The sequence below is a fragment of the Duganella sp. Leaf126 genome, assembly GCF_001423125.1.
GTDB lineage: Bacteria > Pseudomonadota > Gammaproteobacteria > Burkholderiales > Burkholderiaceae_D > Rugamonas.
On sequence record NZ_LMNW01000012.1, the window covers coordinates 736407 to 761447 of the forward strand.

Genomic DNA, 25041 nt, shown 5'->3' on the forward strand with positions numbered 1-25041 from the left:
ACCCAGTACACAGCAACATCCACCAGCGCCTTCGGGCGCTTTTTTTTCGTCCGAAAGGTTACACCATGGCTATTCAAACCCAAGTCCTGACAAAGGTGATTCGCAAGAAGGAAGGCCCGAATTCCTTCGGCGTATTGCCCGGCGCCGCCGGCGCGCGCGAGTTCCGTAAGGTCAGCGACAGCATCGCGCTGAAGAAGAACAAAATCCAGTCGGCCGCGATTCAGACCAATGCGCAGCGCCCGATGGCGCGCCACGGCGGCCGCACGGTGGACGGCAACATCGGCGTCGAGCTGGCCCTGGGCCTGATCGATTCCGAGCTGGCGTCGGTCGTGCGCCGCGACTGGACGGCGGTGGCTCCGCTCAACAACCTGACCGTGACGGCCTCTGCCGCGGCGCCGCACTTCGTGCGATCCGCAGGCTCATGGATCGCCGACGGCCTGGCCCTCGGCATGCTGGTCAAATTCACCGGCTTCACCGCTGGCGCCACTTCGAATAACGGCAAGCTGTACACGATCATCGCGCTCACCGCTACCGAGATCACTGTCGCCGAAACCGTCGTGGCGGCCGCCAGTTCCGCATCGATCGGCCTGACCGTGCCCGGCAAAGTTACCTTCATCCCCGAGAGCGGTCATACCAACGACAGCTACACCATCGAGAAATGGTACAGCGCGGTGGGCGAGTCGTACCGCTTCACTGGCCAGCGCGTGGCCTCGGTGAACATCGGCCTGGCAGCCGACGACAAGGTGTCTGCCGAGATCGCCTACATGGGCCAGGACCGCCAAAAGGCGACCGCCGCATACTTCACCAACCCGGCCGCGCCTGGTGGTGGCGACATGCTGGTAACGCCTTCGGGCCTGGCCATCATCAACGGCAAAGCCACCAAGGTCTGCACGAACTTCACGCTCGACATCAACGGCAACGCGTCGGTGGGCAAGGTCGTCGGCTCCAATGTGACGCCGGACGTGTTCATGGACATGATCGACGTCACCGGCCAGATCAGCGTGTACTACGAGAACGGCGAGATGGATGACTACTTCGACCAGGAGCAGTCGATCTCGTTGATTAACCGCCTCGACGACGGTATCGGCGGTGCGTTCGTCATCGCCATGCCATACGTGAAAGTGTTCGGCGGCGGCGAGTCGGGCGACAAGGAAATCATCCGTCAATACGACTACACGGCCGGCCCGAATGCTGCCGGTACCGGCGCCGGTCGCTCGACGATTCTTTTGCAAGACACAACGCTTTCTTAATTCGCAATATCGAATTCGAGCCGGCCACGTGCCGGCTTATCAATGCCCGATGGGCAATAGCAGAAAGGTATCAGATGAATGAACTTATTTTCGATGGTCGCAAGTTGCGCGTCATCGAGCGCAACGGACAGGCATGGCTCACGGCGGTTGATATTGCAGCGGCGCTGGGCTACAGCCGCAGCGACAAAGTGTCGCGCATCTATCAGCTGCACGCCAACGAATTTCGCACCTCAATGACCGATCTCATCGAGACCCCCGTTTCGGGGTTCTCGGGGATCACGGCAGAAGTACGAATTTTTAGTCTGCGAGGTGCGCACCTGATTGGCATGTTTGCCAGGACCAAAAAAGGCGCCGAGTTTCGTGCGTGGGTGCTCGATCAACTGGAGGCCCAGTGCGCGCCAGGCAAGTCGCTGATGTTTGCATGGTTCGACGCAAAGGCCGCCGTTGATGCGCAGGACAAGTTTGCCAGTATGTGCGGCAAAGGTTTGAGTGAACACAGAAAACGCAAGCCGCCACTGGCGGAAAAACTCAAAGCACTCAGCGATCAGATTCAACCATCTCTTCTCAACTGACCCGGCCACGCGCCGGGTTTCTTTTTGGCGCAAGCCACCCCCAGTACGGACCGGACGCTGTCGCCTTCGTCGGCGCAGCGGCCGGCACCGGCACCTATTCATCCGACGAAAGGCATTACCCATGAACACCATCAACAACGCAGTAAAACTCGCAACCGCTGGCTTTGACGTGGCCCTGCTGGCCAGCCCCGAAAAGATCGCCAAGACCCACACCGTCGAAGTCGCTCACGACGATGACGGCAACATGCTGGCCGGCTTCGACATTGTCGGCAAGAACTCGGTCCAGTATCGCGACGTGGTGCGCGCCACCTCCGTCACCGCGATCAAACGCAGCCAGACCAAGAAAGAGCAGATCGACGCCAAGACCGATGCCGGCGCCGGCGCCGTGTACGACCTGTCCGAATCGCGCAACCGCAAGATTGCCATCGCCGTGGTCGTCGGCGCTCCGGGCTTCGTGTCGAACGGCCAGCCCGTCGAGCTGACGGAGGGCTTCCTCAACCTCTGCTTCGATGCGCAGCCAACCTGGCAAGACAAGATCCTGACCGCGCTGGAAGCTGATGCCAATTTTTTGGCGATCTAAAGCGGCAACTACTTGAGCATGCGCAGGCGTCGCTCAAGCTGGCCGCCAAGCAGAAGGACGGCAAAACCCTGCGCTGGCACCTCGAGCGCGTGCTCGAGCAGACCGGCATCGTGCCGCCGCAACTCGATGTCCCGGCGATTCCGATCGAGCTCGAGCACGTCTGGGAGTACTTCTGCCAGATGAGTTCGAAGCGGACCTGCGGCGCCATGGCGCCGAATCCGATCAGCGACGAGCAGGTGATGGCCTGGGAACGGCGGCACGGCATCCGCCTGTCGCCGTTTGAAGGCGAATGCATCGACGCGCTTGACCAGGTTTTCTTAGCCGGCGAGTAGGGCGGCCACACGCTGCCCGCACCGAATTACAAGCCGCCTTCGAGGCGGCATTTTTTATTGGGCCTCCCATGACCGTTGATGTCGCTACCCTCGCAATCCGAATCGACTCGTCTGCAGCGCAGACTGCTGCGCAGGACATGGACCGCATGCGCGAGGCTGGCGGCCGCGCCGAGAAGCAGACTGCGATCCTTGAAGATGCGACGCGCAAGCTGACCGGTGCATTGGCGATGCTGGGCCTGGGCGCTGGTATCAGCGCCATCATCCACCTGGCAGACGAATACACCAAATACAACGCGCAGTTGAAACTCGCTACCCAGTCCGCGCGCGAGCACGCCCAAGCGCTTGAAGACGTGCGCCGGATCGCAACGACCGCCCAGCAAGACCTGGCCGCCACCGGTATGCTGTACGCGCGTATCTCCAACGGCACGCGCGAGCTGGGCGTGCAGCAGAAGCAGGTGGCCGCCATCACGGAAACCGTCAACCTGGCTTTGAAAGTGTCTGGCGCCACCGCGATGGAGTCGGCATCGGCCCAGCTGCAGTTGTCGCAGGCCTTCGCGCAGGGCGCGCTGCGCGGCGAAGAATTCAATTCCGTGAACGAGGCCGCACCTCGCCTAATGAAGGCGCTGGCGGACGGCCTGGGGATTCCGGTGGGCGCACTGCGCGCAATGGCTGCCGAGGGCCAAATTACGTCCAAAATTATGGCCGAGGTGCTGCCCGGCGCGCTTGAGCAACTGCGCGAGGAAGCCAAGCAGGTGCAGACCATTGGCGGCGCGTTCACGGTCCTCAAGAACAACCTCATGGAGTTCGTGGGCGTGCAGGCCCAGGCCAGCGGCTTCGTGTCGCTCTTGGTGACCGGCATCGAGGCGCTGGCCAGCAACCTGACCTTGCTGGCCGGGGTGATCGGCACTTTAGTGGCAGTCAATGTCGTGAACTGGCTCACAAGCTGGATCGCAAAGACTTACGAACGTATTACCGCTGCTTACGCCCAGGTTGCGGCCGAGAATGCCTTGCGCGCTTCGGCAATTGCGGCCGCAGAAGCAGAAAGCGCCCAGGCTGCCGCCACGCTTGCACGTGCGCAAGCTGGTCGTCTGGCTCTGGTTGCCACGCAGGAGGCCGTTGTCGCCCAACTTCGTGCCGCGAATGCCACGCTCGCTGGAGCGCAGGCTGCTGTTGCGGCGGCGAGTGCGGCGGGGGCGCAAAGTTACGCTCTTCGCGTACTGCGTGACGCTACTCGCGATCTCGCTGTCGCTGAGACCATGCGGGCTGCTTTGCTGACGGAATCGGCCGCGCTAGACCGGGCAAAAATCGCCGCATCAGCGCAAATCACAGCCGCAACTGCCGCGCAGACCGCTGCGCAAAACGCGTTGAATGCGGCAAATGGTGTTGGTGTTTCGTCGGTGGGGTTGCTTGGGCGCGCTGTTGGTGCATTGGGTGGGCCGATCGGCGCCATCGTGACGATACTCGGTCTGGCTGCCACTGCGTGGATGGTCTGGTCGAATCGCGCAAAGGAATCGAATGCCGCCGTCGCGGAATCATTCGACGAGGCGCACGCACGTATCGTGAAAGGCCTGGACGAGCAGATCGCCAAGAACGAAAAATTGATTCAACTGCAAAAGCTGGGTGTGCCGAAAGACAAAGCTGAAAAAGACCTGCCGATCATCGACCAGCTGGCCAAGGCATCCGCATTACTCAACGACATCAACCAGCGTGCCGGCGACTATGCTCCGGGCAAAGGCAAGAGCGAAACAGATGCTCTGTTTGACCGCGTGAAGGTGTTGAAGCAGATCGGCGAACTCACCGACAAAATGCAGAAACGTGATTCCACCGGTGACGCGGCTGCAGCCTTCGGGCCTGAGGCGAAAGCGCTCGAGGCTGTGCGACAGCGCTTGACCGGCGTTAATAAGCAATACCTCGACGATCTGAAAGCACTTCAAGCGGCCCGTGAAGCCAACGCCATTCCTGAGAAAGAATACATCGAACTGGTTTCGAAGTTGGCCACCGAAACTTGGAAGGCATCTGACGCTGGCAAGGACTTCGCCGCATCGAGCAAAGCACAGGTGGAGGCACGTTTGGAGGCAATCAAATCCGGTGTTGAGCGCGAAAAAAGCATTCGAGCCGAAGGCGTGGCAGCGATCACCGAGTTGCAGCGGCAGGGCCTGGCGTCGGACTACGAGGTGTACGAAGCGAAGCGCTCGGCGGCGGTTCGCGCCGGCGAAGATGCGGGTCAAGTGCTCAGCGCCGAGATTGCTGCACTGGCGGCTTACGGCGGCAAGGATGTCGCGGAGCGGATCGCGAACGATGCAAAAATCAAGAAGCTGAGCGCGGACCGCACTGAGGCGCTACGGGCGTCACTGGTTGCAGAAAAGCAGCTGCGTGTCGCGTACGAATACGATCGGGACAAGCCGACACGCGATGCTGAGGCGGCCAACGCTAAAGAGCTGGTCGCGATCAACAATCAGATCGCGGCCACGGAGCTGCAAATTGCCAGCTACGGGAAACTGCCGTCGGCCATTAGCGCAGCGACCATCGCCCAACTGGAAGCGGAAAAGGCGACGGTCTCCGTCTTCGAGGGAAGTGAAAAGGCTGTTGCAGCAATCGATGCCAAGATCGCGGCATACGCACGCCTGTCGGCCGTCCAGAAGGTCAGCGAGGCTCTGGACACCAGCACCGACGTGGCCAAAGCCAAGGAGCTGCTGGAGATCCTGGTCGCAGTGGATAACGCGGCCAAGTCGGCCGCGCAGGGAATGGCCTCATCGTTCGGAGCGGTCGGGTCGGCCATCGGCGGGCTGACGACTGCGCTGACGGAATACGCCGTTCAGCAGCAGGCCGTGTCCGCGCAGCTGGCGGCGGTGAAGGCGGACCCGAAGAGCAGCGCTGACAAGATCGCCAAGGCGGAGATCGCCGCCTCGCATGCTTCGGCTCAGGCGCAGATCAAATCCTACGGTGACATGGCTGCGGCCTCGAAGGGATTCTTCAAAGAGAATTCCAAGGGTTACAAGCTGATGGAGACGACCGAGCGGGCCTTCCGAGCCTACGAAATGGCCATGGCTCTCGAGTCGATGGTCAAAAAGATCTTCTTCAAAGAGGGGGAGGTGGCGGCCAATGTGGCACTGAACGCGACCAAGCTCACGGGCGAGGCCGCAACCACCGCGGCATCTACCGGACTGGCCGCGACCGAGGCGAGCGCTTGGGGCATTACGGCCGTGGTCAAGGCCATGGCGTCGCTGCCGTTTCCGCTGAACCTGGCGGCCGGCGCTGCGACGCTGGCTGCCGTCGTGGCAGTCGGCGCCAAGATGTTCGGCGGCGTCGGTGGCGGGGCCAGCGTTTCGCAGCAGCGGCAGGCAGCGAACGGCACGGGCTCTATTCTGGGCGACAGCAATGCAAAGTCGGACTCGATCGCGCACAGCCTGGCCATCATGGAAAAAAATTCCGGCCTCGGTCTGGCACACACGATCTCGATGGACCTGTCTTTGAAACAGATGGTGTCGAGCATCGGCAACCTTGCTGGCCTGTTGGCACGCGCTGGCGTCGTCGCGGCTGGTGGCGGTGCTGCGGCGGGCGTTCAGACTGGAACGACGACCCCGGGCGGCAACCTGGGCACTGCTGCTGGTATGGCGGCCGGCGGCCTGGGCGGCGCCGCGCTCGGCGCGTACGTTGGCATGGGCGGGTTCATGTCCACCTCCCTGCTCGCCGTGGGTGGCCCACTCGGTCTCGCCATCGGCGCCGTGCTCGGCACGGTGCTCGGCAAGCAGCTGGGCAAGCTGTTCGGCACCACGACTTCTATCACCGACCAGGGTATTACCGGCAAGGCGATGTCCCTGGGCCAGATCAACGATCTCGGCTTCACTGCGCAGGCCTACGCCGATGTGCAGACGAAGAAGAAAGCGTTCGGCTACACCTACAGCAACAAAAGCGATACCAAGCTGGCTTCGTTGTCTGATGAGATGAATGATCAGTTCACCATGATCATCACCGGGATGGGTGACACCATTCGAAGTGCAGCCGGCATCCTGGGCGTGGACGGCGCCGCATTCAATGCAAAGCTCAATTCCTTCGTAGTTGATCTTGGCAAGATCAGTTTGAAAGACCTGACCGGCGAAGAGCAGCAGAAGGCGCTGGAGACAGCCTTCTCAAAATTGGGCGACGACATGGCCCGTTGGAGTGTGGCCGGCATTGCGAACTTTCAAAAAGTGGGGGAGGGCTATCTCGAAACGCTGGTGCGGGTCGCCAATGAACAGATGCAGGTCAATGATGTTCTGGCCGTGCTGGGCAAGTCGTTCAACGCGACCGGCCTCAGTGCGGTGCAGCTCAGCCAGGATCTGATCGCGGCAGCGGGAGGGCTGGAAAAACTGACTTCGGGTACCGCGTACTTCGCGCAGAACTTCCTCAGCGAGGCAGAGCGTATGGCACCGATTACGAAATCGGTCCGCGTCGCGATGACCTCGCTCGGGCAGTCCGGCGTGACCACTACCGAGCAGTTCAAGGCGCTCGTGCTGGCGCAGGATCTGAACACGGCTGCCGGCCAAGCGATGTATGCCCAACTGATCGCCATCGCGGAGCCATTTAAGCAGGCTGCGGATTACGCCGCCGAGCTTGCCGCTGTGACAGGGGATTTTGCTGCGGTAGCGAAGACCGCCAGTGAGATCGCCAGCGAGCACCGCGATTTGCAACAGCAGTTGAACGAGTTGACGAAGAGCGACGCAGGGCTGCTGGCAATCCAGCGCGCCGGCATCGCCGACGTAAATAAGGCGCTGTTCGACCAGGTGCAAGCCGCGAAGGCTGTTGTGTCGGCCAAGGACGCGCTGGCCAGCGCCTACGACAAAGAAGCGACAGCGGCCAAGAGCGCGATTGAGAAATCGAAAGCGTGGGTGACGACGCTCAACGGCCTCAACAGCAATCTTGCGCTGGGCAACCAGTCCACCCTCACGCCGGAGCAGAAATACGCCGAGGCGCGGGCCCAATTCGAGAAGACACTGGCGGCGGCGAACGCCGGCGATTCGACAGCGCAGTCCGGGCTGTCGGCGGCGGAGCAGGCATTCCTCACGGCCTCGCAGGTGGTCAACGCGTCCGACGCCAAATATGCTGCGGACTACGCGCGCGTGATCGCGGCCAACCAAGACGCGGCCAAATGGGCATCTGAGCAGGTCAATCTGCAGCAGGCCAGCTACGACGCGCTGGAGAAGCAGGTCAAGAGTTTGGTGACCATCAACGACAGCGTGCTGACGGTGGCGCAGGCCATTGCTCAACTGCAGGTGGCGATGGGGGTCTCCGATGCCCAGGGCGTGAAGTTCACCAACGCGCCTGCGGTGACCGCCACGGTCGCCGGCGCCGCGCCGGTGGTCGACTACAGCCGCTACTCGGCTGCGTCGAATGCTGGATCGGACGCCCTTGTCGCCGAGGTCAAGGCGCTGCGCGAGGAAGTGAAAGCGCTGCGCTCCGACCAGGCTGCGCAGATCAGCGCGGTGGTAAAGGCGACCACCGAATCGAACGCGAAAGCCGCCGGAACAGTGGTGGCGGGCGTGGAGAAATCGGCCAAGGCTTCGGCCTGGGCCTCTACAGTGAAAAAGGATGCGTATGACCGATGAGCAATACATGGCCTGGCTGAAAAATCCAGCCGCCGTGCGCATGGTGCTGATCGAGGCACAGGTGAATGTGGCAGGCGCCGAGGTGACGCGCTACATCGCCTCGCGCGAGTATGTGACCAGACCGGCCGACACGCCGGCCAACACCGTGTACCGGGCGCTCGCCAAAGGCGGCCTGGCGTTCACCGAGCAGGTCAGCCTGACCGGTGAGGCCGCGCTGTCCGGCGGCGACATCGAGCTGGACAATGGCGACGGCGCGGTCGACAGCTGGTTGGGCGACGTGTGGCGCAACCGGCGCATCCGCGCCTGGCGCGGCGACCCGGCCTGGCCGCGCGCCGACTTCCGGTTAGTGTTCGACGGCATCGTCGATGATGTGGGCAGTTCGAGCCGCGATACCGTGAACCTGGTGCTGCGCGACAAAATGCAGCGCCTGAACACGCCGATCAGCGAGGACAAACTGGGCGGCACGTCGACGAACAAGGACGCGGTCTTGCCGATCCCTTTCGGTGAATGCCACAACGTGTCGCCACTGCTCACCAATCCGGCTACGTTGGAATATGGATTCCTCGGCGCCGTGGAATCGGTGTTCGAGGTGCGGACCAACGGCAAGCCGGTTCCCATCGAGGGGGGCGCACCGGGACGATTCAAGATGCAGATCAACCCGCTGGCCAACGCGGTGACCTGCAGCGTGCAGGGCGACAACGGTGCCGGCTACGCGCCGCGCATCGCCCCGTTGGTGCGCCGGATTGCCACAGCCTACGGCAAACCTGCCGATCGATTCACCGACGCCGATCTGGACCTGGACAACCTCGCCGCGTTCGACGCCACCCACCAGCAGCCGGTGGGCCTGTACGTCGCCGACCGGACTAACCAGGCGCTGGCGATCCAGCAGCTGGCCGCCAGCGTGGGCGCACAGGCGATCATGTCGGCCACCGGCAAGCTGCGACTGGTGCAGATCTCGTTGCCGGCGCCCGGCGCGCCAGTAGAGATCGGTCCCGATCAGATGCTGGCCAATTCGCTACGCCCGGCCGAGCGTCTGCCGGTGGTGGCCGCGGTGAAAATCGCATTCGACCGCAACTACACCGTGCAGGCCGCGCTCACCACCGGCATTCCGGCGGAGCACGCCGACCTGTACGCGACCGAGTGGCTGACGGAAACAGTTGTGGACGAGGCCGTGCAGGCGCGGTACCGGCTGACGGACGACCCGGTGCAGATCGAAACCTATCTGAAACGGCGCGCCGATGCCAATGCCGAGGCCAGGCGCCGCCTGGCGCTGCGCAGCGTGCCGCGCACCATCTATGAACTCGACGGCGAGCCGGAGCTGGACGTGCTTGAGCTGGGCGCGTCGGTGGTGCTGCGCGATCAGCGCTGGGGGCTGGCCGGCGGCGCGACCGGCGTGGTGGTGATGCTGCAGCGGAACTGGATGACCGGCCGCGTAACCGTAGGAGTGATGGTATGAGTGCAATCGTAGGGGAACGCGACAACCTGATTATGAACACCGTGCCTCGGTTCGCTGCGGCCGTTGATCGAGTGCTCCTGCTCGCTGTCTCGTCCTCGCTGTTTCGCGTGCCGACGGCCGGCCTGACCACGCCCAGCAGTGTGACGTTCACTGCCGGACTGATAAATATGAGCGGCGCTGTGGCGTTCTCGGCCAGCAATGCAAGCGTCCTGAGCCAGTCCGGCAACACGGTGGTGCTGGCGGCCGCCGGCATGGTCGGCAATACCGTGACGGTCACCGCGACGATCACTGTGGATGGAATTACCTACACAGCCACGCAGACCGTGAGCAAAGTATTCGATGGCTACGACGGTAAGCCGGGTGCTCCCGGAGATCCAGGTTCGCCAGGCGTCAAAGGAAATTCGGCCCGCGTCTGCTACAGCAAGACCAGTCTGACGTCGCTATCGAATTCACCCACATCGATCAGCACCGAAGGGGATAACTCCTATCCGCCACCCAACATGTGGGGGCAGGGCACCGTATGGGAGGGCTCGCCGCAGATCCTGGCAGCAGGCGAAAACCTCTATCGATCCGACGGCACATATAACCCCAACACCGGGGTGACAAGTTGGGCCGCGCCGTACATGAATTCGTTCAAAGTATTCGCACTCGACGCCTTCACGGCGAACTTGGGCCGGATGACTTCCGGTGACATCACCGGCACCGTCCTGCACGGCGGACCGGGCTACGCGCACAGCACCTACACGTGGCCGCAAAACCTTCAGGGCGGCTATCATCTGAGCGCGGACGGGCTACTTCTCGGCAATCCATTGACGGGCAGGTATTTTCAATTGACCGGAAGCGGCGACGTGTACGCGCCAGGCCTCTCGATCGTCAACGGGTCGGCGATATTCAGCGGCAATCTGGCAGCCGCCACCGGAACATTTGCCGGCGAGCTGCAGGCCGCCACCGGCACGATAGGGCTGCTGCGCAGCAAAGCAGCCGGGCAGCGGACGGAGTTCGATAGCAACGGCGTGCGGGCCTACGGGCCGAATTCCGGCAACCCAATGGGTGGTCTCGTAGCGCGCATGGGGGTGTGGTGATGGGGTCAGGTCTGCAAACATTCGATTCCGTGACCGGTGATCTGGTGATGGATGTATCGACCTTAGTGGGCCGCCAGATCGCCATTATCGATGCCAGCGCGATGACCGGCTCGGCTGTGGTTGCGGGGCTGGATCAGGGCATCCCATTTGCGATTCCGGTGATGGATACCCGGACCGGGATCTCGGGGTATGCAGCAATTACGCTGCCGGTTGTCACGTTCTCTGGCAACACGGTTTCGTGGCAACGACAGGGCTACAACTTCGTCTCTGAAGTGCCACCTTGTCAGCTTGTGCTAGGAGTCTACTAATGCCGGGCTTCCAGTGCTTCAACTCCGCCGGCAACTTTCAGATAGACGGCGTTTTCAAAAATTACGTGCTCGATCGCGTGATTGAAGTAGTCGTGGTATCGGAGGCGCTACAGGGATTCCCAACATCCGTACGTGTCGGGCGCACACCGATCAACCCCGGCGAGATCGTGGCAATCCGGTCCGCTTATCCATCTGCGGTCGCGTCGGTTTCGGACGGCAAGCTGGAGGTGCATCAGGGCCGCGAGAACGTGCCCAACAACGCCATCGTGACCTGCTATTTTTTCGCGCCGATCAGCACTTCGAACGCGACGTCAGGCCTACAGGTGTTTCACGAGGTATCGGGTGATCTGCTTTTCTGCGCCTCTAAGAAACCAATCCGAGTTGTCCGTGTCGTGGATGGACATGGTGATTTCAGCCTTGACGTGACCCGCACCTACGCCACTGTGCTGATCAATCAATACTACCGTTTGATCACTGGCGGATTCACGCAGAACAACCAGGGGACCAAAACGATTCAGGCGGAGCGCAGCATGGTCATCCCGCTAAGCACCGGCCTTCGCATTGAGACGACGGTCGAAATATTCGGTGCCGCCTTCAACGGCGCCCCCGGCGAACGTCAGCCCGAGCAAGCCTCTTCAACGAGTGTCGGCGTTGCGAAGCACCTCATCATCGACGTCACTGGATACGCATGAACAATCTACGAATTTTGCACGACAACGCTATTGACCGCGCGGTGCTGACGGCCTCAGGCCAGGCCGGATCGCTCGGCCCGGCCAATATGCAGAGCGACGAGCGCTCCGCCGTGTTCAGGGCACCTGGTACGTATGCAGGCATCGACGCCGTGTGGCCCACCCAGCAATCCATCGCATGTGTAGCGCTGATTTTCACGAACATGACAAGCAGCGCCCGCATGCGCGTGCGCGGTTACGCACAGCCGGGCGACACGGTACCGGTGCTCGACACCGGGGATTTTTTCCCGTGCCCGGCGGCGCCGCATGGTTCATTCCCGTGGGGTACGATGCCGCTTGGATGGAATGCCTATCACGCAGGCGGCGTAAATACATGGGCGCGCGGTGGTGGTGCGCATGGGATTACCTGGTTCTCGCCAGTGCGGGTGCGACGCCTGTTTGTTCAAGTTGCAGTAACTCAAAGCTCTGGTGGATATCTGGAGATATCGCGTCTGGTGGCCGGCAATTACTGGTCGCCTCAACACAACCCCGACTACGGGGCTGGCGTGACTCCTGTAGACACTAGCGAAGCCTACCGAACGGCCGCTGGCCAGGCGAAAAGCAACGTGGGTACGAAGCATAAGATTCTCGATCTCAACCTGGGCTTTATGACGGAAGCTGATCGTGCATACATCTCCCGCATTGTGGACGAGCGCGGGACAGTCAAGCCTGTGCTGGCCAGCCTCTACCCTGAAAACACCAACAAGCTGAAAGAGCAGGCGCACATGCTGTACGGGCGATTCGTGAACCTCAGCGCGATCACCGCGCCGAGCTTCAGCCTCTATTCCACTCCACTACAAATAGAAAGTATCTGACCATGGCCGACAAATTTTTCGATGGGATGGAAAACGTCAACGAAGAGCTCAATGCAATGAACCGCGCGTTCGAGGCCGGTCCATACAACGCGCTGCCGCTGACTGGCGGCAGCCTGACCGGGGAGGTAGCCAGCAACGCCGTGATTTACGTTGGCAGACTGGGCCAGCCTTTCACATCAAGCGCGTTCTTTAGCCCCTATGGAGGCGCCGATCCTATTACACGGCAACGCAGGTTGGTCGCGAGTCTGGCTGTCCGGGGTATTCCAGGGATTGCATATGACGGGCAGTGGCAGGTGCTCACGTCCTCCGGCCCAGAAATTTCCCGCCAGGGCTACACGCTTTCGTTTGTTGCTACCGATGAGGTCACCGGGTTTTCCGGTAACACGCCGCTTACCCTGCAGGGTAATGGTGACGCTTCTGTAGATGGCGCTTTTTCTGCGGGTGGCTTGCTGCGCGCCGGGGTACCCAACACCGAGGCGCAAGGCTTGTTGAAGATGGCCGTGGCCAACAGCGCGAATTTTTATGTGAGTGCTGGCCCCTCGGGATCGAGCCTTGGCTGTGCTTTAAATATCACGTCGAACACAGTCACCGGTCGTGGCGCGGTTTCCTCCGGCACGTTCAACGCGGTCGGCGCCGACTACGCCGAGTATATGGTCAAGCGAGCCGACTGCGGCGCGTTTGCAGCCGGCGCCATCGTTGGCATCGACGCGAGCGGCCACCTTACGGATAAATGGAAACTGGCTGTTGCGTTCGCCGTCAAATCCAGCAACCCGTGCATGGTCGGCGGCGACAACTGGGCCGCGCACCTCGGTACCCGTCCAGAAGATCCGGCGCGCCAGGACGGTGAGGCGGACGCGGAGTGGTCAAACACACAGGCCGCCGCATTCGTCTCGCAGCAGGCGTTCGACGCCGCGCTCGAGCAGGCTCGCCAGACGGTGGACCGCATAGCATTCGCCGGCCAAGTGCCCGTGAACCTGCAGGGCACGACGCCCGGTCAGTACATCGTGCCCATGCAGGTTGGCACCGAGATCGCCGGCCAGGCCGTCGACGAGGCTGATATGACCCTGCACCAATACTTGCGCGCCATCGGCCGCGTGATCGCTGTCGAGAGCGATGGCCGCGCGCGGATCATCGTCAAGGTCGCGTAGGTTCACCGATTCAATCACAACCCGCGCTGGCGGGAATAAAAGCCCATAGAAAGGCAACAAATGCCACTTCAAACACCCAATCCCGAGGACAGCATCGCCGGCATTAAATATGGCGTGCTGATTTTCTCGTTCCTCGGCGCCGCCGTGTCGCTCAGCTACGCAAAGGAGTTGACGCGGCCGCAGGCCGTTACTGCGGTGCTCACCGGTACCGCAGTTGCGGTCATGGCCACGCCGGTGGCGCTGCATTACCTCGACCTGCCAGCCAGTCTGGAGCGGGCCGTGGCTTTCTTTGCCGGCCTGGCCGCGATGCGTGCTGTGCCGGTTTTCTTTACCCTCATCGACCGGTTGCGCGACATCAAGCTGCCCTGGTTGAGTGACCCGAAGGAGTGATTATGTCCGTGACCCCCATCATCCAGGCAATCGCATGCTTATACGTGTTCTACATGAGCACGATTTCTCTCAATAAGATGACCAGGAAAACGCCGAACAGCATTCGGTTCGCGCATGTCGCGCTGCTGGCCGGCAGCGCCGCCGGGTTCGCCTCCTGTATCGCGGCACGCGACATGTTCGAATGCCTGTTTGCAGTAGGGATCGCGCTGTATGTAGCGGGCAGCCGCCGGGAGAATGAAGCATGACGCTCGACCAGCTCAGCAAAATTATGCCCTATGCGCGCGCACGCGCAGCAATCTTCCTCGGCCCGCTGAATGCTGCGATGGCCGAATTCGGCATCAACACCCCCGCCCGGCAAGCATCGTTCCTGTCGCAGATCGCTCACGAGTCTGGGCAGCTGCAGTACGTCCGCGAGCTGGCCAGCGGCGACGCGTACGAGGGCCGTCGCGACCTCGGGAACACGATGGTCGGTGACGGCCGCCGATTCCGTGGGCGCGGCCTCATCCAAATCACGGGGCGCACCAACTACGTCGCCTGTGGCGCTGCGCTTGGCCTGGATCTGCTCGGCGCGCCGGAGTTGCTCGAGCAGCCGGTCAATGCATGCCGATCGGCCGCGTGGTTCTGGAAGACGCGCGGCCTCAACGAGCTGGCCGATATTGGTGATCAAGTGCGCGTGACACGCCGCGTCAATGGCGGCACCAACGGGCTGACCGAGCGCCTCGCCCTGTTCGCCGTGGCGCAGCAGGTGCTGACGTGAGTGCCCTGGACCTTGCCGGTGGCGCTGTCGTCGCCAGCATCTGGCGCCTGGCGGCCGTGCTGCTGGCCGGCCTGCTGCTGGTCGTCGGTACCGGCGCCGGCACGGGCTGGTGGCTGGCGGCCGCCGCGCGCGACAGGATGGAGGCCGATCTGAAAGCGGAGCTGGGCGCCAACGCCGCGCTCCGCGCCTCGATCAGCGTCCAGAACCAGGCCGTGGAGGCGATGCGGCGCTCTGCCTCCCAAGCGCAGGCACGCGGCGCGGCCGCCCGGGCCGCCGCTGCCGCTGCTGGCCGCCGGCTCGATGCAGCACAGGCCCAGCTGGCCAAAGCGCGCGCCACCACCTGTGACGAAGCCATGCCGTACGTGAACCAGCTGCTTAAGGACGTCAAATGAAACTGCACCTGCACCACCTGCAGCTTTTCGCTGCGCCTGCGGTTTTTCTCAGCGCCTGCGTGTTGCTGGCCGGCTGCGGCACAGCGCCGCCATCAACGCAGATCGTCGAGGTGCCGGTGCATGTGCCGTGCGTGACGGACGTGCCAGCTACGCCGCTGTACGAGTTCGACAAGCTGCCGCTGGACGCGCCGGCGGGTGCTAAAGTTCTGGCGCTGGCGCGAGACTGGACTGTCGGGCGGAAGCATGAGGGCATGCTCGAGGCGGCGCTGGCCGGATGCCTCTGAGCTGTCAGCCCTCGGTTTTTGCGGTGGCCTTGAGGCGGCGCTCTTCAGCCTTTCGCTTGCGATAATCGATCTGATATTGGCGCCTGTGGTCCGCATTGCGCCCGTCAGCCCGCTTCGCGCCTGGCGGCAGCCTACTGTGATCGCCTGGGCGGATTTTTGTAACAAGGGCGGAATGCTCAGCCTTCGCGACACCTACCTTCTCCCTAATCGAGACCTTGGACTTGGCGGTAGCGTTGGGCAAGTGATCATAGGTCAAAACTCCGTCCCTTTGCATCGCAAGAAGCCGCTGCCTACCCGCCTCGCGGTAAGCAGCGCCCGCCAAAGGCGTCATGGCAGGGATGCCCCATTGTTCGCGATATTCGTCCGCGTCGATTCCGTGCATGCGTTTGAGGTGCGCCCCGAGAAATTCAAAGCGCCTGCCGCATTCAAGACACTCGATGGTGTCGCCTGCGATGTAGGCATCGACCTCGGACCTGCTTTCGAATTTCCTCCTCATGCTATACCTCGCTGGGTGGCGCTATAGCCAGCGCTGCCCGCCGGATCCCTTCGGACAACTCGCCGCCGCCTAACTCCGTCAGCACGCGCACTGTCCGCTCGTCCAGGGAAACATTCTTACGCACCACAGGGCCGCCGTCGCTGGTCTGTATTTTCCGGCCGGCACCACTGCGCGCGCCGCCCCGACTGGCAACCGGCTCTGGCCATTCGATTTCATCCAGCCGCCCCCGCCAGTTGTCACTCTCTCCCTCGGGCCGATCGAACCGGTGGAACGCAAGCCGCTGCGCTTTGTGGCTCAGCACCGCCGCCACGCGCTGGCCATCAAGGTCTGCGCGCGCCACTAGGGCGGCAAACGCGGCGGCAGCGGCCACCTGGTTGCTGGTAGTGGTTTTTGAATCGCCATCGACTTGCTGGTCGTGTGTGCGTAGGTATATTTTGTACATGGTCCGTCCATGAAAAATAGCCCGGCGAACCGAGCTGCATGCGATTGCGATGGTGAATTATTTTTCGATGATAAGGCCGATTCGCTCAGCATCCTCAATGGTCAACTCGATACCCTCAGGATGCTCCCAGTCCACCGACAGGCTGCTGCCGACAGGCCATGCATCGATATCTTTCATGCGGGTGATTGCCGAGCCGTCTTCGATGTGCAGAACATTGACGTTACCTGCTGCGTTGATACGGCCGAACATGTTGGTGACTGCGCTCATGATTTTTCCTTTGATCTGCCAGAAACCGCTGGTTCGGTGGTCTGCGTTGCTGCATCCCATGTATTGAAGCATACACACGAATCAAATGCGGTGCAAGCTATTTTGTACGGTTCGCATGGACGCGCGTACCTGGTACACTGTTTAAATGTACAGTATTTTGTGAGGGCTTAATGCGGGCCTGGGTTGCAAGGCGGCGAGACCATGGTGTGCTGATGACCGAGGGCATGGTCATGGGCGGCACGCCCGCGCCCTTCGAATTGCTGGTGCAGGAAGTGACAGATCAGGGCAAGCGCAGGCCGATGAGGGTCGCGCGGCTGTACGCGCCTGGCACCAAGAGCATCCTGGCTGAGCTGCTGGGCGTGCGCTTGGTGTGGTTCAAAGGCGATGAGTTCGTGTTGGCCGGCGCCGACGTATCGCCCGGCGATCGCGGGCCGGTGCATGCCGCCCAGTCCTGGCTCTGCAAATTGGCGCTGCCGCCGCACGCGCTCGGCTACAGCGCGCGCTTCCTCTACGAGCAGGGCAGGCAGTTACCGATGGGGCAGGTGAACAACCGTTGGGCCAACTCGTCAAATAGTCAGCTTCGCGTCTCCAGCGTCATGCACGAACAGCTGGCGCGCCACACGACCCGTGCTCTGCTGCGCCGGGACCAGCACGACTACCGGCTGCTCGACTGCGAGCTCGATTTCATGGGGGAAGAGAAATTTCAACTCTCCGGATTCGAGCAGTTGGCAGAGACCATCAATCATCCCGCTCGATTGCTGCGTCAGGGCTGGCTGATGGCGATCGATACCCAGACGCCAGAGCAGGCCGAATATGTCCGGTCCGTACAGAAATCGTTTCAGCGCTGATGCTGGCGCCGGTCCGAATCCAGCCCTTGATTTATGTAGGCCTCATGTTCATAAAGGCTGCAATTACGTCGAAAATTACACCTCGTTTCGATGCTCAGAAAAACGCTGTGTGTAATCGCTGGTGTAATTTGGTGCAATTCATTGGTGGTTTGTGGGGGCGTTTTGCGATTTAGCCCCTGTGGGACACTGCCATAGGCTCCTGACAATGGCATTCACACTGCAGGGGTCGCAAGTTCGAAACTTGCACTTCCCACCAAGAATTATGTTTAGAATCAAAGGCTTGGTGTTCGCCGCCAGTGATTCAAAGCAACGGTTCATCGGGCTTTTGGTGAAAAAATAGGGGAATTCGACAAACGATTCCACCAACACCAAAGGACCCCATGGCCTCCTCCATTCCTCGCGGCATTCGAGTCATCGACTGGAAAAACGCCGACAAATCCCGTTCCATCCGTTATCGCGTCCGAATTGAGCGTGGAGACTTCGTTGTCGACCGTTCGTTCGCAGATGTCGAGCGCGCGAAGATGTTCCTTGAAGACAGCAAAACCCCGCAAGGCCGGCTTTTGATCGCGCAGGGCCGCGACCGAGCGAGCATGCTCGTCGACGAGGTCGAGCGTCTCGCGATCGAATTCATTCAAGAGGGGCGCGCCAAGCTCTCCGACGCCATCGATGGATACATGCGGGCCTATGTGTCGCCCAAGCTTGAAAGCGCGATCGACAAGGAGCGCCAAACGGCCAAGGCGGCAAGAGCGCGGCTGGAACACTGCAAGACCATTCGCATCCCATACATCAAACCCGGCTTCGCGGTCCCCTCCGGACCACTTGCTTCATTGCGCCAACACGCCAAAGGCTACGACGAGAAGGCCATCGGCGACTTCTACATTGACGACCTGACCGAGCAGGAAACGACGGAATACATCAACACCAGGCTGAAGGACGGGAAGGCGCGAAGCACCGTCAAGCGCGAGATCTACGCGTTGCAGTCGGTGGTCAACAAATTGCGCTACACGGACAACAAGGCATGGAAGCGCCTCAACGGCCACAATCCATTCCTGCTTGCCGACAAGACGCGGCTCAAAGGTGGAGAGCATCGCCGCCGCAGGGTGATCACGGAGGAAGAGGAGGCGGCGTTGTTGACGGAGTTGCGCAGGTGCCGCAACCCCGAGATGACGCTGATCTTTGCGCTGGCCATTTCCACGGGCATGCGGCGAGCCGAATTGTTGGGGCTGCAATGGGCGCAGATCGATTTGGACCGTGGCGTCATCCACATGGATGCGGATCAAACCAAGGCGTCCGAGGACAGGTTGGTCATCCTCCTGCCCGAAGCCAAAGAAGCGTTCAAGGCCATTCAACGCGTCGACGAGCGTGTGTTCCATTACAAGATCGAGGGCTTCAAGACCAACTTCCGCCGAGTGCTGGAGCGGGCGGGGCTGTCGGACATCCACATGCACGACACCCGTCGGTCCTTCATCTCCCGCGTGCTTAAAAACATCACGGCCTCGCCGGTGGCGATCGCCGACATGGTGGGAGCTCGTAGCGTGGCGAATTTGGAGCGGCGGACGATCGACAGGATTCGGCAAAACGACATGGTGGAGGCCGGAGCGATCGCCACCGAGCAGGAGCTGCGTTGGACAGTGCACCACAAGGACGGGCAGACGACGGCGCGATACGCGAACATGATTCCCGACAAGGCTTCCAAGGAGTAGCAGGACTGAACTAGGGGGCTACTGCTCCGCTGATTGCCGCCCGGTTGAAAAGCCGCCGATCCTCCGTCGAGAATCGGCGGCTTTTGAATTTGTCGGGGTTGGAACGAATATCCTGCTCTATCAGATTTTTGTCGGCGCCCGTTTTTAAAACAGGCCCGCCGCCTCCTGGATGAAGGATCAAAAAGAAGAAACCCGAATTCATTTGCTTTCGGTCCAGTCTGAGAAACAAAGATGCATATTGACAGCTCGCAAAAGCGAGCTCACCATTGCAATGTTAATAAAAATGGAAGATTTATGGAGCCCTTCATTGTTCAAGGCGACAAGACCAGCCATGGGGGCACGGTGCTGGCCGGCTCCCCCTTCTCGGATTGTGACGGAAAGCCCATTGCCCGGGTGGGGGACATGGTGGCGTGCCCGAAGTGAAAAGGGGTGTTCCCCATATCGCAGGGGGACCAGTCGAACATCATCGACGGCGCGCCGGTGGCCTACCATGGCTGCAAGACCGCGTGCGGCGCCATGCTGATCGCGAGCCAAATTCAAACCTTGACCGAGCCGTCGTCGGGCGCCGCTCCTGGCGCGGCGTCCAGCGGGGCGGCGGCGGGCTTTGGCGCCATTGGAGCCGGCATGGCGGCGGCGTATGAGGAGCGGAGCCTCGGGGAGGAGGCTGAGCGCTTCCAGGGGCGATTCCAGTTGGTGAGCGCCGATGACGGCGCGCCGATATCGGGCGAGGCTGTGCGCGTGCGTTCGACCGATGGCCAATACTTGACGGGGGCGACAGACGCCGATGGTTACACCCAATGGGTTGAACGTGATGCCGCCGAAGCGCTGGCGTTCGATCTGGTGAAGGAGAAGGCATGAGCGATCTTCCACCGTTGGCGACTGGCGGCATGTCGCGCGAGGGCATGACCACGCTCGTCCGTATCCATGGGGTGAAAATTGATCCGGAGGACAAAAAAGTTTTGTGCTCGGCGATGTGCAAGTGCGACAAGCAGCCCAACCTTGGCAAGGACGGCAAGCAACTCAAACAAGGTTGCGTCAGCGCGCACCTCAAAGGACTGGACAAGGCGCTTGATCACCGATCCCGTTACAAGCAAGAGCTTAACTACGACATGACCCAGACTCCACCAGCCCCCATAACGGACAGTGGCGTGGACACGAAGGCGCACGATTATCTGCCGGGCTGGATCAAAAAATATTGAGGTTCCAAACCGGAGCATTCATCAACCTACAAAGCGGGCGTTGGCCTCATTCGCCGTCCTGACGTCGTCGTGGTGAAAGACGCGTCGAAAGCCCCGACGCAAGACAACATCAAGCAAATTGTGGAGATGAAGTTCCCACCAGATACGCTGACCACCCGGCAAAGGGACGCTTACGTGCTGATTGCCGGCGACGACAAGAAGCTCGCGACGTTGGAACCGACCGACTGCGACTGCCAAAGCGAAAAGCCAAAGGACCCGAACATTCCCATTGAAGAGCTCGGAGCGGCGGCGGCGGTGGCCGCCTGGGTCGCGTATATTCTGTCCCGAGGCAGAATGCCGCGCCCGCCGCTCAAACCCATTCCGGGCCTTGTCCCTGTTTTTTAAGAGAGCTACACCATGGCAAAACCAGAGATGGAAAAATTTATGGCGGAGTGGGCAAAGACCCACGGCCAGCTTGAAATGCCGGGGGCGATGTTGATGAAATACGGCCCCGAAGACTACGTCGGAGCCACCATTGCCGTAAGGGCCACGTTGTATTTCAAAGGGTCGCACACGGCCGAGGCGCGCGAGGCGTTGTGCGAGTGTTTCGACGCCTACCGTGCGGTGGCGGACGATCATTTGAAGTGGCTCTGGCGCGACGAGCCTCCATCGGGCCCGGACAAATACGCCTACGCCAAAGCCCCCGAGCTTCGCGCGATGGTCAAGAAGATGGACGAGGACCATAATTTTGGATTCACCTACACTGGGGGAGAAAAGCCGCATGACGCCAGTCCATGGCTGTTCAGCACCTTCGGCCGTCCGGCCTGGGAGGCGCGCCTGCCTGGGCGAGGGCCCGATTCGTTGATATTTTCCTTGCCCCAGGAGGTGGTCGAGGCCAACCCCGCATTGTTCCAAAAACTTTTCGTCGATTTTTGCAAGCTTCTCAACGTTAAACATGGGCACGGCGGATTCGCGTTGAACCTTTCGGCGGTGCGGGGAGAGCCCAACGAGCCGACCGAGGCTTTCATGGTTTCAAAAATGGCCGGGCTTGATGCCGGACCGGGGCATATCATTGGAGGCCTGCCGGGCCGGGACGTTGAGCATCATCTCGTCACCGTAGGTTGGCTGACGGCGATCAACCATTCCATGGTGGAGAAGTTGGGCGGGCTTTTCGCGCTGCGTTCGGAGCTGCCCGCTTCGTGGTTTGCACAATATGATTACGGCAACGGCATCGTGATCCAAGCCGGCCCCAAGCCGGAAATCGCGCCGGTTGAACTCGATTCCAAACCAGCGATCTATGTGTTGCCTGCGATGGCGCTGAAAGATGTTCGTCTGTCGGGGGAAATCTCCTTGCACTACGGTTCAAAGGACGGGGAACCTCGGCTCACCGGCCTGCCCGCGATGGAATGGCTCCACCGCTTCGACGCGCCTGAAGAAGAGTTGATGCGCTACAAGACAAAATTGTTGAACGAGCCGAAGTTGACTCCGGATTCGACGTTGCCCGACAGGCTTTGATTGGCTCGCTCAACGTCAATTGATGAATGAAGAAGCCGAACGCAAACTTGGCTTAACGACAAAAAATCCGCACGAATAGGCGAGCCGCGCGGCGCTGTCTCACGCCACTTTTTTTCCCTTTCGACGGGTCTCGGCATGCGCGGACGCCAGCCCGACAGGAAAGAGCGCCAGCTCGTCGGTTTCCGGCGCCGGCGACACCTCGCTGGCCAGGTCGAAGCCATTAACTGCGCCGGTGAACACCTCGGCGCCACCGGCGCGCGCGTTGGTGCTTGCGGGCCCGACGAAAACGTCGCCCCAGAACGCGGCATTGATCTGAAAGGTTCCAGTCGCAGGGGAGGAGAACCGCTGCAGCCGCGCGCGCTGTTTTTTTCAGGGCTGACGTTGAGCAAGCGCGCCTTGACCGACATGCTGCCCGACGCCAGGCAGTTGGCGCCGGCTTTGCGGATCTGCGCAAATGAGATGCCGCTCCAGTCGCTGCAATCCGGGCTGGATATCGCGTCGATGAGCGCGACAAATTTCGTTCCATCGACGAGTCGGCGCTGCCATACGGCCAAGTGACTCCTGCGCCGATTTGCGTCCCCCGTCAAAAAATTGCCGACGCGTTCCAGGTGGTCGGTGAGGCAGGATGGCAGCGCGATTAAACCGAGCATCCACAGGTCGGCGCGCCGGACGCATGAAGCAAGAGCTTTTTTTCCAATGGGAGCCAATCGCATGCGCCGGGCCCTCCCTCGTCTTAAACATGGGCGGCGCGGCTTCTGTTTAAAGGCGCGCTGGCGGTTGTTGCCTTGGAGCGCGAGGCCCAATGCTCACGCGCCGTCGCCGTGTTTGCGCCACCGCGCCGACCCCGCGCCGCGCCGCCGCCAAACTTTTGAGCTGCGTCAATCGAGACTGCGCCTGAGCCGGCCAGCCCAATTCATTTTTTTCAGTCTTGTCGCGGGAATTCAAGACGTCGCCTTGCTCCGTGTGCTCCAATCGGGGCGGCGGCGCCATTTGCTCCATATAAAAAACAGGCGCCGTAGCATCGCGATTTCACAAAAAAGGCGAAGCAGTCAAGCCCGCAGGGCAGAAAGTTTAACAAGAGATGAAGAAAGAACCGCTCGCGTATCACGCCGTGGCGCATGCGCTGGAAGCCAAATCGGGCTGGACGCCTCAGCGCCGCTTTGCATCGTCGGTCGCGCACGCCATCAACGGGCATTTGCCCTACGCGCGCCATCACGCGGCCGGGAGGGAGCGCGCAAGGCAAGGCATCGGCGAAGAGGGCGTGTGCCGGCTCGTGCGCGATTTCCTCGACACCGACATCAACCCCGCCGTGTCCTTCATTTCCCCGCTCATCCGCCCCGCCAGCGCGCTTAGCGCCTTCAACGCCTACAACGCCGCCGCTCAGCTCGGTGTGCGCACCAACGTCGATGCTCACGATCCAACCCTTGGCGGCATCGCCAGGCTCCGCGCGACTCGATCCCAAGCGTCTCCACTGGACGACCCGGAACCATGCCGGATTGAATCACCCCGGGTTTGAAGGAGGCTCCAACATTTGAGAAAATGGAGCCACCATGAAAAAATCAGTCCGATATTCCCCCGAAGTGATGGAGCGCGCCGTGAATCACCCCGGGTTTGAAGGAGGCTCCAACATTTGAGAAAATGGAGCCACCATGAAAAAATCAGTCCGATATTCCCCCGAAGTGATGGAGCGCGCCGTGCGCATGGTCCAAGAGGCCGGCAGCGAGYACGAGTCGCAATGGGCAGCCATCACTTCCATCGCAGCCAAGATAGGCTGTACCGCCGAAACTTTGCGTCGTTGGGTGCGCCAGCGTGAGCGTGACACAGGACAGCGTGAGGGCACCACAACGGCCGAAAGCGAGCGCCTCAAGGCGCTGGAACGCGAGAATAAAGAGTTGCGCAAGGCGAATGAAATCCTGCGTCTGGCGAGCGCGTTTTTCGCCCAGGCGGAGCTCGACCGTCGCTTCAAGTCGTGAGAACGTTCATCGACCAGCACCGCCAAGCGTATGGGGTCGAGTCGATTTGCAAAGTCTTGCAGATCGCCCCGTCCGGCTACTGGCGTTACGCCGCGCAGCGGCGCAATCCGGCTCTGCGCTGTGCTCGCGCAAAGAGCGATGAGGTGCTGGCCCCGCAAATTGAACGCGTCTGGCAAGCCAATATGCAGGTCTATGGTGCAGAGAAGGTCTGGCGCCAGCTTCGGCGCGAGGGCATCGAGGTTGCACGCTGCACCGTCGAACGCTTGATGCGCCGTGCCGGCTTACGTGGCGTGATGCGGGGCAAGGTCGTGAAGACCACAGTTGCCAATGCGGCCACACCGTGCCCGTTGGACYGGGTCCATCGCCAGTTCAAGGCACAGCGACCCAATCAACTCTGGGTGTCCGACTTCACCTACGTCTCGACCTGGCAAGGCTTTGTCTATGTGGCGTTTGTGATTGATGTGTTTGCCCGACGCATTGTAGGTTGGCGCGTCAGCAGTTCGATGCGCACCGACTTCGTCTTGGATGCCTTGGAGCAGGCGCTATACGCCCGTCAGCCTGAACGCGACGGCGCCTTAATTCACCATAGCGACAGGGGCTCGCAATATGTTTCCATCCGCTACAGCGAGCGTCTTGCTGAAGCCGGCGTTGAGCCCTCTGTGGGTAGTAAGGGCGACAGCTATGACAATGCGCTGGCCGAGACCATCAACGGCCTGTACAAGGCTGAGCTGATACATCGCCGCGCTCCCTGGAAGACGCGCGAGGCCGTCGAATTGGCGACGCTCGAATGGGTGACCTGGTTCAATCATCATCGCCTACTCGAATCGCTTGGCTATATACCGCCGGCCGAAGCTGAGGCAAACTACTATCAACAACTTTCCGAGCAGGCTATGTCACCTGACTCACACCAAACGGCCTCCTAAATTTCCGGGGCGATTCA

General features: G+C 61.2%; 28 protein-coding genes, 1 pseudogene and 1 other annotated feature. Of the genes and pseudogenes, 25 read left to right on the plus strand and 4 right to left on the minus strand.

Going from position 1 to position 25041, the window contains the following annotated elements:
* Nucleotides 1-65: 65 nt before the first annotated feature.
* From ASF61_RS10995 to ASF61_RS11070, 16 genes are all read left to right on the plus strand, one after another.
* A complete protein-coding gene (locus ASF61_RS10995; protein WP_156369529.1) occupies nt 66-1250 on the plus strand; it encodes a phage tail tube protein in 1185 nt (394 codons plus the stop codon).
* 74 nt (nt 1251-1324) lie between these two features.
* On the plus strand, nt 1325-1822 hold the full coding sequence (locus ASF61_RS11000) for a BRO family protein (RefSeq protein WP_056155266.1): 498 nt from the start codon (nt 1325-1327) through the stop codon (nt 1820-1822).
* Nucleotides 1823-1943: 121 nt separating this feature from the next.
* Complete coding sequence (locus ASF61_RS11005; RefSeq protein WP_056155269.1) at nt 1944-2402, plus strand: hypothetical protein; 459 nt, start codon at nt 1944-1946, stop codon at nt 2400-2402.
* 89 nt (nt 2403-2491) lie between these two features.
* Entirely contained in the window at nt 2492-2734 is a 243-nt protein-coding gene (locus ASF61_RS11010; RefSeq protein WP_056155272.1) for a hypothetical protein, read from the plus strand.
* 68 nt (nt 2735-2802) lie between these two features.
* Nucleotides 2803-8319: a tape measure protein gene (locus tag ASF61_RS11015; RefSeq protein WP_082491451.1), complete on the plus strand. Its 5517-nt coding sequence runs from the start codon at nt 2803-2805 to the stop codon at nt 8317-8319.
* Complete coding sequence (locus ASF61_RS11020) at nt 8309-9775, plus strand: hypothetical protein (RefSeq protein ID WP_056155277.1); 1467 nt, start codon at nt 8309-8311, stop codon at nt 9773-9775. Before ASF61_RS11015 ends, ASF61_RS11020 begins: the two co-directional genes overlap by 11 nt.
* A complete protein-coding gene (locus ASF61_RS11025) occupies nt 9772-10857 on the plus strand; it encodes a hypothetical protein (protein WP_056155281.1) in 1086 nt (361 codons plus the stop codon). The genes ASF61_RS11020 and ASF61_RS11025 overlap by 4 nt, the downstream gene beginning before the upstream one ends.
* Before the next feature lie 29 nt (nt 10858-10886).
* The gene (locus tag ASF61_RS11030) at nt 10887-11165 is read left to right on the plus strand and encodes a hypothetical protein (RefSeq protein WP_156369530.1); all 279 of its coding nucleotides are present in this window, start codon (nt 10887-10889) and stop codon (nt 11163-11165) included.
* A complete protein-coding gene (locus ASF61_RS11035) occupies nt 11165-11857 on the plus strand; it encodes a hypothetical protein (protein WP_056155286.1) in 693 nt (230 codons plus the stop codon). Before ASF61_RS11030 ends, ASF61_RS11035 begins: the two co-directional genes overlap by 1 nt.
* A complete protein-coding gene (locus ASF61_RS11040) occupies nt 11854-12708 on the plus strand; it encodes a hypothetical protein (protein ID WP_056155289.1) in 855 nt (284 codons plus the stop codon). The genes ASF61_RS11035 and ASF61_RS11040 overlap by 4 nt, the downstream gene beginning before the upstream one ends.
* 2 nt (nt 12709-12710) lie before the next feature.
* Nucleotides 12711-13856, plus strand: coding sequence for a hypothetical protein (locus tag ASF61_RS11045; RefSeq protein ID WP_056155292.1), 1146 nt, complete (start codon nt 12711-12713; stop codon nt 13854-13856).
* Between the two features lie 60 nt (nt 13857-13916).
* On the plus strand, nt 13917-14246 hold the full coding sequence (locus ASF61_RS11050; protein WP_056155294.1) for a hypothetical protein: 330 nt from the start codon (nt 13917-13919) through the stop codon (nt 14244-14246).
* Nucleotides 14247-14248: 2 nt separating this feature from the next.
* On the plus strand, nt 14249-14491 hold the full coding sequence (locus ASF61_RS11055; protein WP_056155296.1) for a hypothetical protein: 243 nt from the start codon (nt 14249-14251) through the stop codon (nt 14489-14491).
* Nucleotides 14488-15003, plus strand: coding sequence for a glycoside hydrolase family 19 protein (locus ASF61_RS11060; RefSeq protein ID WP_056155299.1), 516 nt, complete (start codon nt 14488-14490; stop codon nt 15001-15003). The genes ASF61_RS11055 and ASF61_RS11060 overlap by 4 nt, the downstream gene beginning before the upstream one ends.
* Nucleotides 15000-15395, plus strand: coding sequence for a hypothetical protein (locus ASF61_RS11065; RefSeq protein WP_056155302.1), 396 nt, complete (start codon nt 15000-15002; stop codon nt 15393-15395). Before ASF61_RS11060 ends, ASF61_RS11065 begins: the two co-directional genes overlap by 4 nt.
* Nucleotides 15392-15679, plus strand: coding sequence for a hypothetical protein (locus ASF61_RS11070; protein WP_229205797.1), 288 nt, complete (start codon nt 15392-15394; stop codon nt 15677-15679). The genes ASF61_RS11065 and ASF61_RS11070 overlap by 4 nt, the downstream gene beginning before the upstream one ends.
* 4 nt (nt 15680-15683) lie before the next feature.
* Here the strand turns inward: ASF61_RS11070 and ASF61_RS11075 are convergent, their stop codons facing one another.
* Genes ASF61_RS11075 through ASF61_RS11085 form a run of 3 tightly spaced genes read right to left on the minus strand, consistent with a single transcriptional unit; the run spans nt 15684 to nt 16884 of the window.
* The gene (locus ASF61_RS11075) at nt 15684-16175 is read right to left on the minus strand and encodes a MucR family transcriptional regulator (protein WP_056155304.1); all 492 of its coding nucleotides are present in this window, start codon (nt 16173-16175) and stop codon (nt 15684-15686) included.
* Nucleotide 16176: 1 nt separating this feature from the next.
* Complete coding sequence (locus ASF61_RS11080; RefSeq protein ID WP_056155307.1) at nt 16177-16617, minus strand: hypothetical protein; 441 nt, start codon at nt 16615-16617, stop codon at nt 16177-16179.
* A 57-nt stretch (nt 16618-16674) separates the two neighbouring features.
* On the minus strand, nt 16675-16884 hold the full coding sequence (locus ASF61_RS11085) for a hypothetical protein (protein WP_056155310.1): 210 nt from the start codon (nt 16882-16884) through the stop codon (nt 16675-16677).
* Between the two features lie 212 nt (nt 16885-17096).
* On the opposite strand from ASF61_RS11085, the gene ASF61_RS11090 reads away from it, so the two are divergent.
* Nucleotides 17097-17732 (plus strand): hypothetical protein, encoded by a 636-nt coding sequence (locus ASF61_RS11090; protein ID WP_056155313.1) that lies wholly within the window; start codon nt 17097-17099, stop codon nt 17730-17732.
* A gap of 380 nt (nt 17733-18112) precedes the next feature.
* A complete protein-coding gene (locus ASF61_RS11095; protein WP_082491452.1) occupies nt 18113-19435 on the plus strand; it encodes a site-specific integrase in 1323 nt (440 codons plus the stop codon).
* Between the two features lie 10 nt (nt 19436-19445).
* On the opposite strand, the gene ASF61_RS23270 is transcribed toward ASF61_RS11095, so the two are convergent.
* The gene (locus tag ASF61_RS23270) at nt 19446-19637 is read right to left on the minus strand and encodes a hypothetical protein (RefSeq protein WP_156369531.1); all 192 of its coding nucleotides are present in this window, start codon (nt 19635-19637) and stop codon (nt 19446-19448) included.
* 92 nt (nt 19638-19729) lie between these two features.
* On the opposite strand from ASF61_RS23270, the pseudogene ASF61_RS11100 reads away from it, so the two are divergent.
* The 7 genes and pseudogenes from ASF61_RS11100 to ASF61_RS11125 all read left to right on the plus strand — a co-directional run bounded on the left by ASF61_RS11100 (nt 19730) and on the right by ASF61_RS11125 (nt 25024).
* Nucleotides 19730-20293, plus strand: a pseudogene (locus ASF61_RS11100) (PAAR domain-containing protein).
* Nucleotides 20290-20634, plus strand: coding sequence for a hypothetical protein (locus tag ASF61_RS23745; protein WP_200919835.1), 345 nt, complete (start codon nt 20290-20292; stop codon nt 20632-20634). The pseudogene ASF61_RS11100 and the gene ASF61_RS23745 overlap by 4 nt, the downstream one beginning before the upstream one ends.
* Before the next feature lie 48 nt (nt 20635-20682).
* Complete coding sequence (locus ASF61_RS23750) at nt 20683-21018, plus strand: VRR-NUC domain-containing protein (protein WP_373994540.1); 336 nt, start codon at nt 20683-20685, stop codon at nt 21016-21018.
* A gap of 12 nt (nt 21019-21030) precedes the next feature.
* A complete protein-coding gene (locus ASF61_RS11110; protein WP_200919837.1) occupies nt 21031-22128 on the plus strand; it encodes a type VI immunity family protein in 1098 nt (365 codons plus the stop codon).
* A 135-nt stretch (nt 22129-22263) separates the two neighbouring features.
* Entirely contained in the window at nt 22264-22686 is a 423-nt protein-coding gene (locus tag ASF61_RS23275; protein ID WP_156369532.1) for a hypothetical protein, read from the plus strand.
* Between the two features lie 523 nt (nt 22687-23209).
* Complete coding sequence (locus ASF61_RS11115; protein ID WP_056155319.1) at nt 23210-23644, plus strand: hypothetical protein; 435 nt, start codon at nt 23210-23212, stop codon at nt 23642-23644.
* 133 nt (nt 23645-23777) lie between these two features.
* Nucleotides 23778-25024, plus strand: a protein-coding gene (locus tag ASF61_RS11125; protein WP_156369533.1) for an IS3 family transposase whose coding sequence is annotated in 2 segments (ribosomal slippage) — nt 23778-24066 and nt 24066-25024 — 1248 coding nt in all. Because the reading frame shifts where the segments join, the coding sequence is not laid out codon by codon here.
* Nucleotides 24056-24172, plus strand: a sequence feature (AL1L pseudoknot). It overlaps the preceding gene by 117 nt.
* Nucleotides 25025-25041: the final 17 nt, after the last annotated feature.

Coding starts and splice junctions, on each gene's coding strand:
- ASF61_RS10995 (WP_156369529.1), top strand. CDS start 66: ATGGCTATTCAAACCCAAGTCCTGACAAAGGTGATTCGCAAGAAGGAA.
- ASF61_RS11000 (WP_056155266.1), top strand. CDS start 1,325: ATGAATGAACTTATTTTCGATGGTCGCAAGTTGCGCGTCATCGAGCGC.
- ASF61_RS11005 (WP_056155269.1), top strand. CDS start 1,944: ATGAACACCATCAACAACGCAGTAAAACTCGCAACCGCTGGCTTTGAC.
- ASF61_RS11015 (WP_082491451.1), top strand. CDS start 2,803: ATGACCGTTGATGTCGCTACCCTCGCAATCCGAATCGACTCGTCTGCA.
- ASF61_RS11020 (WP_056155277.1), top strand. CDS start 8,309: ATGACCGATGAGCAATACATGGCCTGGCTGAAAAATCCAGCCGCCGTG.
- ASF61_RS11025 (WP_056155281.1), top strand. CDS start 9,772: ATGAGTGCAATCGTAGGGGAACGCGACAACCTGATTATGAACACCGTG.
- ASF61_RS11035 (WP_056155286.1), top strand. CDS start 11,165: ATGCCGGGCTTCCAGTGCTTCAACTCCGCCGGCAACTTTCAGATAGAC.
- ASF61_RS11040 (WP_056155289.1), top strand. CDS start 11,854: ATGAACAATCTACGAATTTTGCACGACAACGCTATTGACCGCGCGGTG.
- ASF61_RS11045 (WP_056155292.1), top strand. CDS start 12,711: ATGGCCGACAAATTTTTCGATGGGATGGAAAACGTCAACGAAGAGCTC.
- ASF61_RS11050 (WP_056155294.1), top strand. CDS start 13,917: ATGCCACTTCAAACACCCAATCCCGAGGACAGCATCGCCGGCATTAAA.
- ASF61_RS11055 (WP_056155296.1), top strand. CDS start 14,249: ATGTCCGTGACCCCCATCATCCAGGCAATCGCATGCTTATACGTGTTC.
- ASF61_RS11060 (WP_056155299.1), top strand. CDS start 14,488: ATGACGCTCGACCAGCTCAGCAAAATTATGCCCTATGCGCGCGCACGC.
- ASF61_RS11070 (WP_229205797.1), top strand. CDS start 15,392: ATGAAACTGCACCTGCACCACCTGCAGCTTTTCGCTGCGCCTGCGGTT.
- ASF61_RS11075 (WP_056155304.1), bottom strand. CDS start 16,175: ATGAGGAGGAAATTCGAAAGCAGGTCCGAGGTCGATGCCTACATCGCA.
- ASF61_RS11080 (WP_056155307.1), bottom strand. CDS start 16,617: ATGTACAAAATATACCTACGCACACACGACCAGCAAGTCGATGGCGAT.
- ASF61_RS11085 (WP_056155310.1), bottom strand. CDS start 16,884: ATGAGCGCAGTCACCAACATGTTCGGCCGTATCAACGCAGCAGGTAAC.
- ASF61_RS11090 (WP_056155313.1), top strand. CDS start 17,097: ATGACCGAGGGCATGGTCATGGGCGGCACGCCCGCGCCCTTCGAATTG.
- ASF61_RS11095 (WP_082491452.1), top strand. CDS start 18,113: ATGGCCTCCTCCATTCCTCGCGGCATTCGAGTCATCGACTGGAAAAAC.
- ASF61_RS23270 (WP_156369531.1), bottom strand. CDS start 19,637: ATGAATTCGGGTTTCTTCTTTTTGATCCTTCATCCAGGAGGCGGCGGG.
- ASF61_RS23745 (WP_200919835.1), top strand. CDS start 20,290: ATGAGCGATCTTCCACCGTTGGCGACTGGCGGCATGTCGCGCGAGGGC.
- ASF61_RS11110 (WP_200919837.1), top strand. CDS start 21,031: ATGGCAAAACCAGAGATGGAAAAATTTATGGCGGAGTGGGCAAAGACC.
- ASF61_RS23275 (WP_156369532.1), top strand. CDS start 22,264: ATGCGCGGACGCCAGCCCGACAGGAAAGAGCGCCAGCTCGTCGGTTTC.
- ASF61_RS11115 (WP_056155319.1), top strand. CDS start 23,210: ATGAAGAAAGAACCGCTCGCGTATCACGCCGTGGCGCATGCGCTGGAA.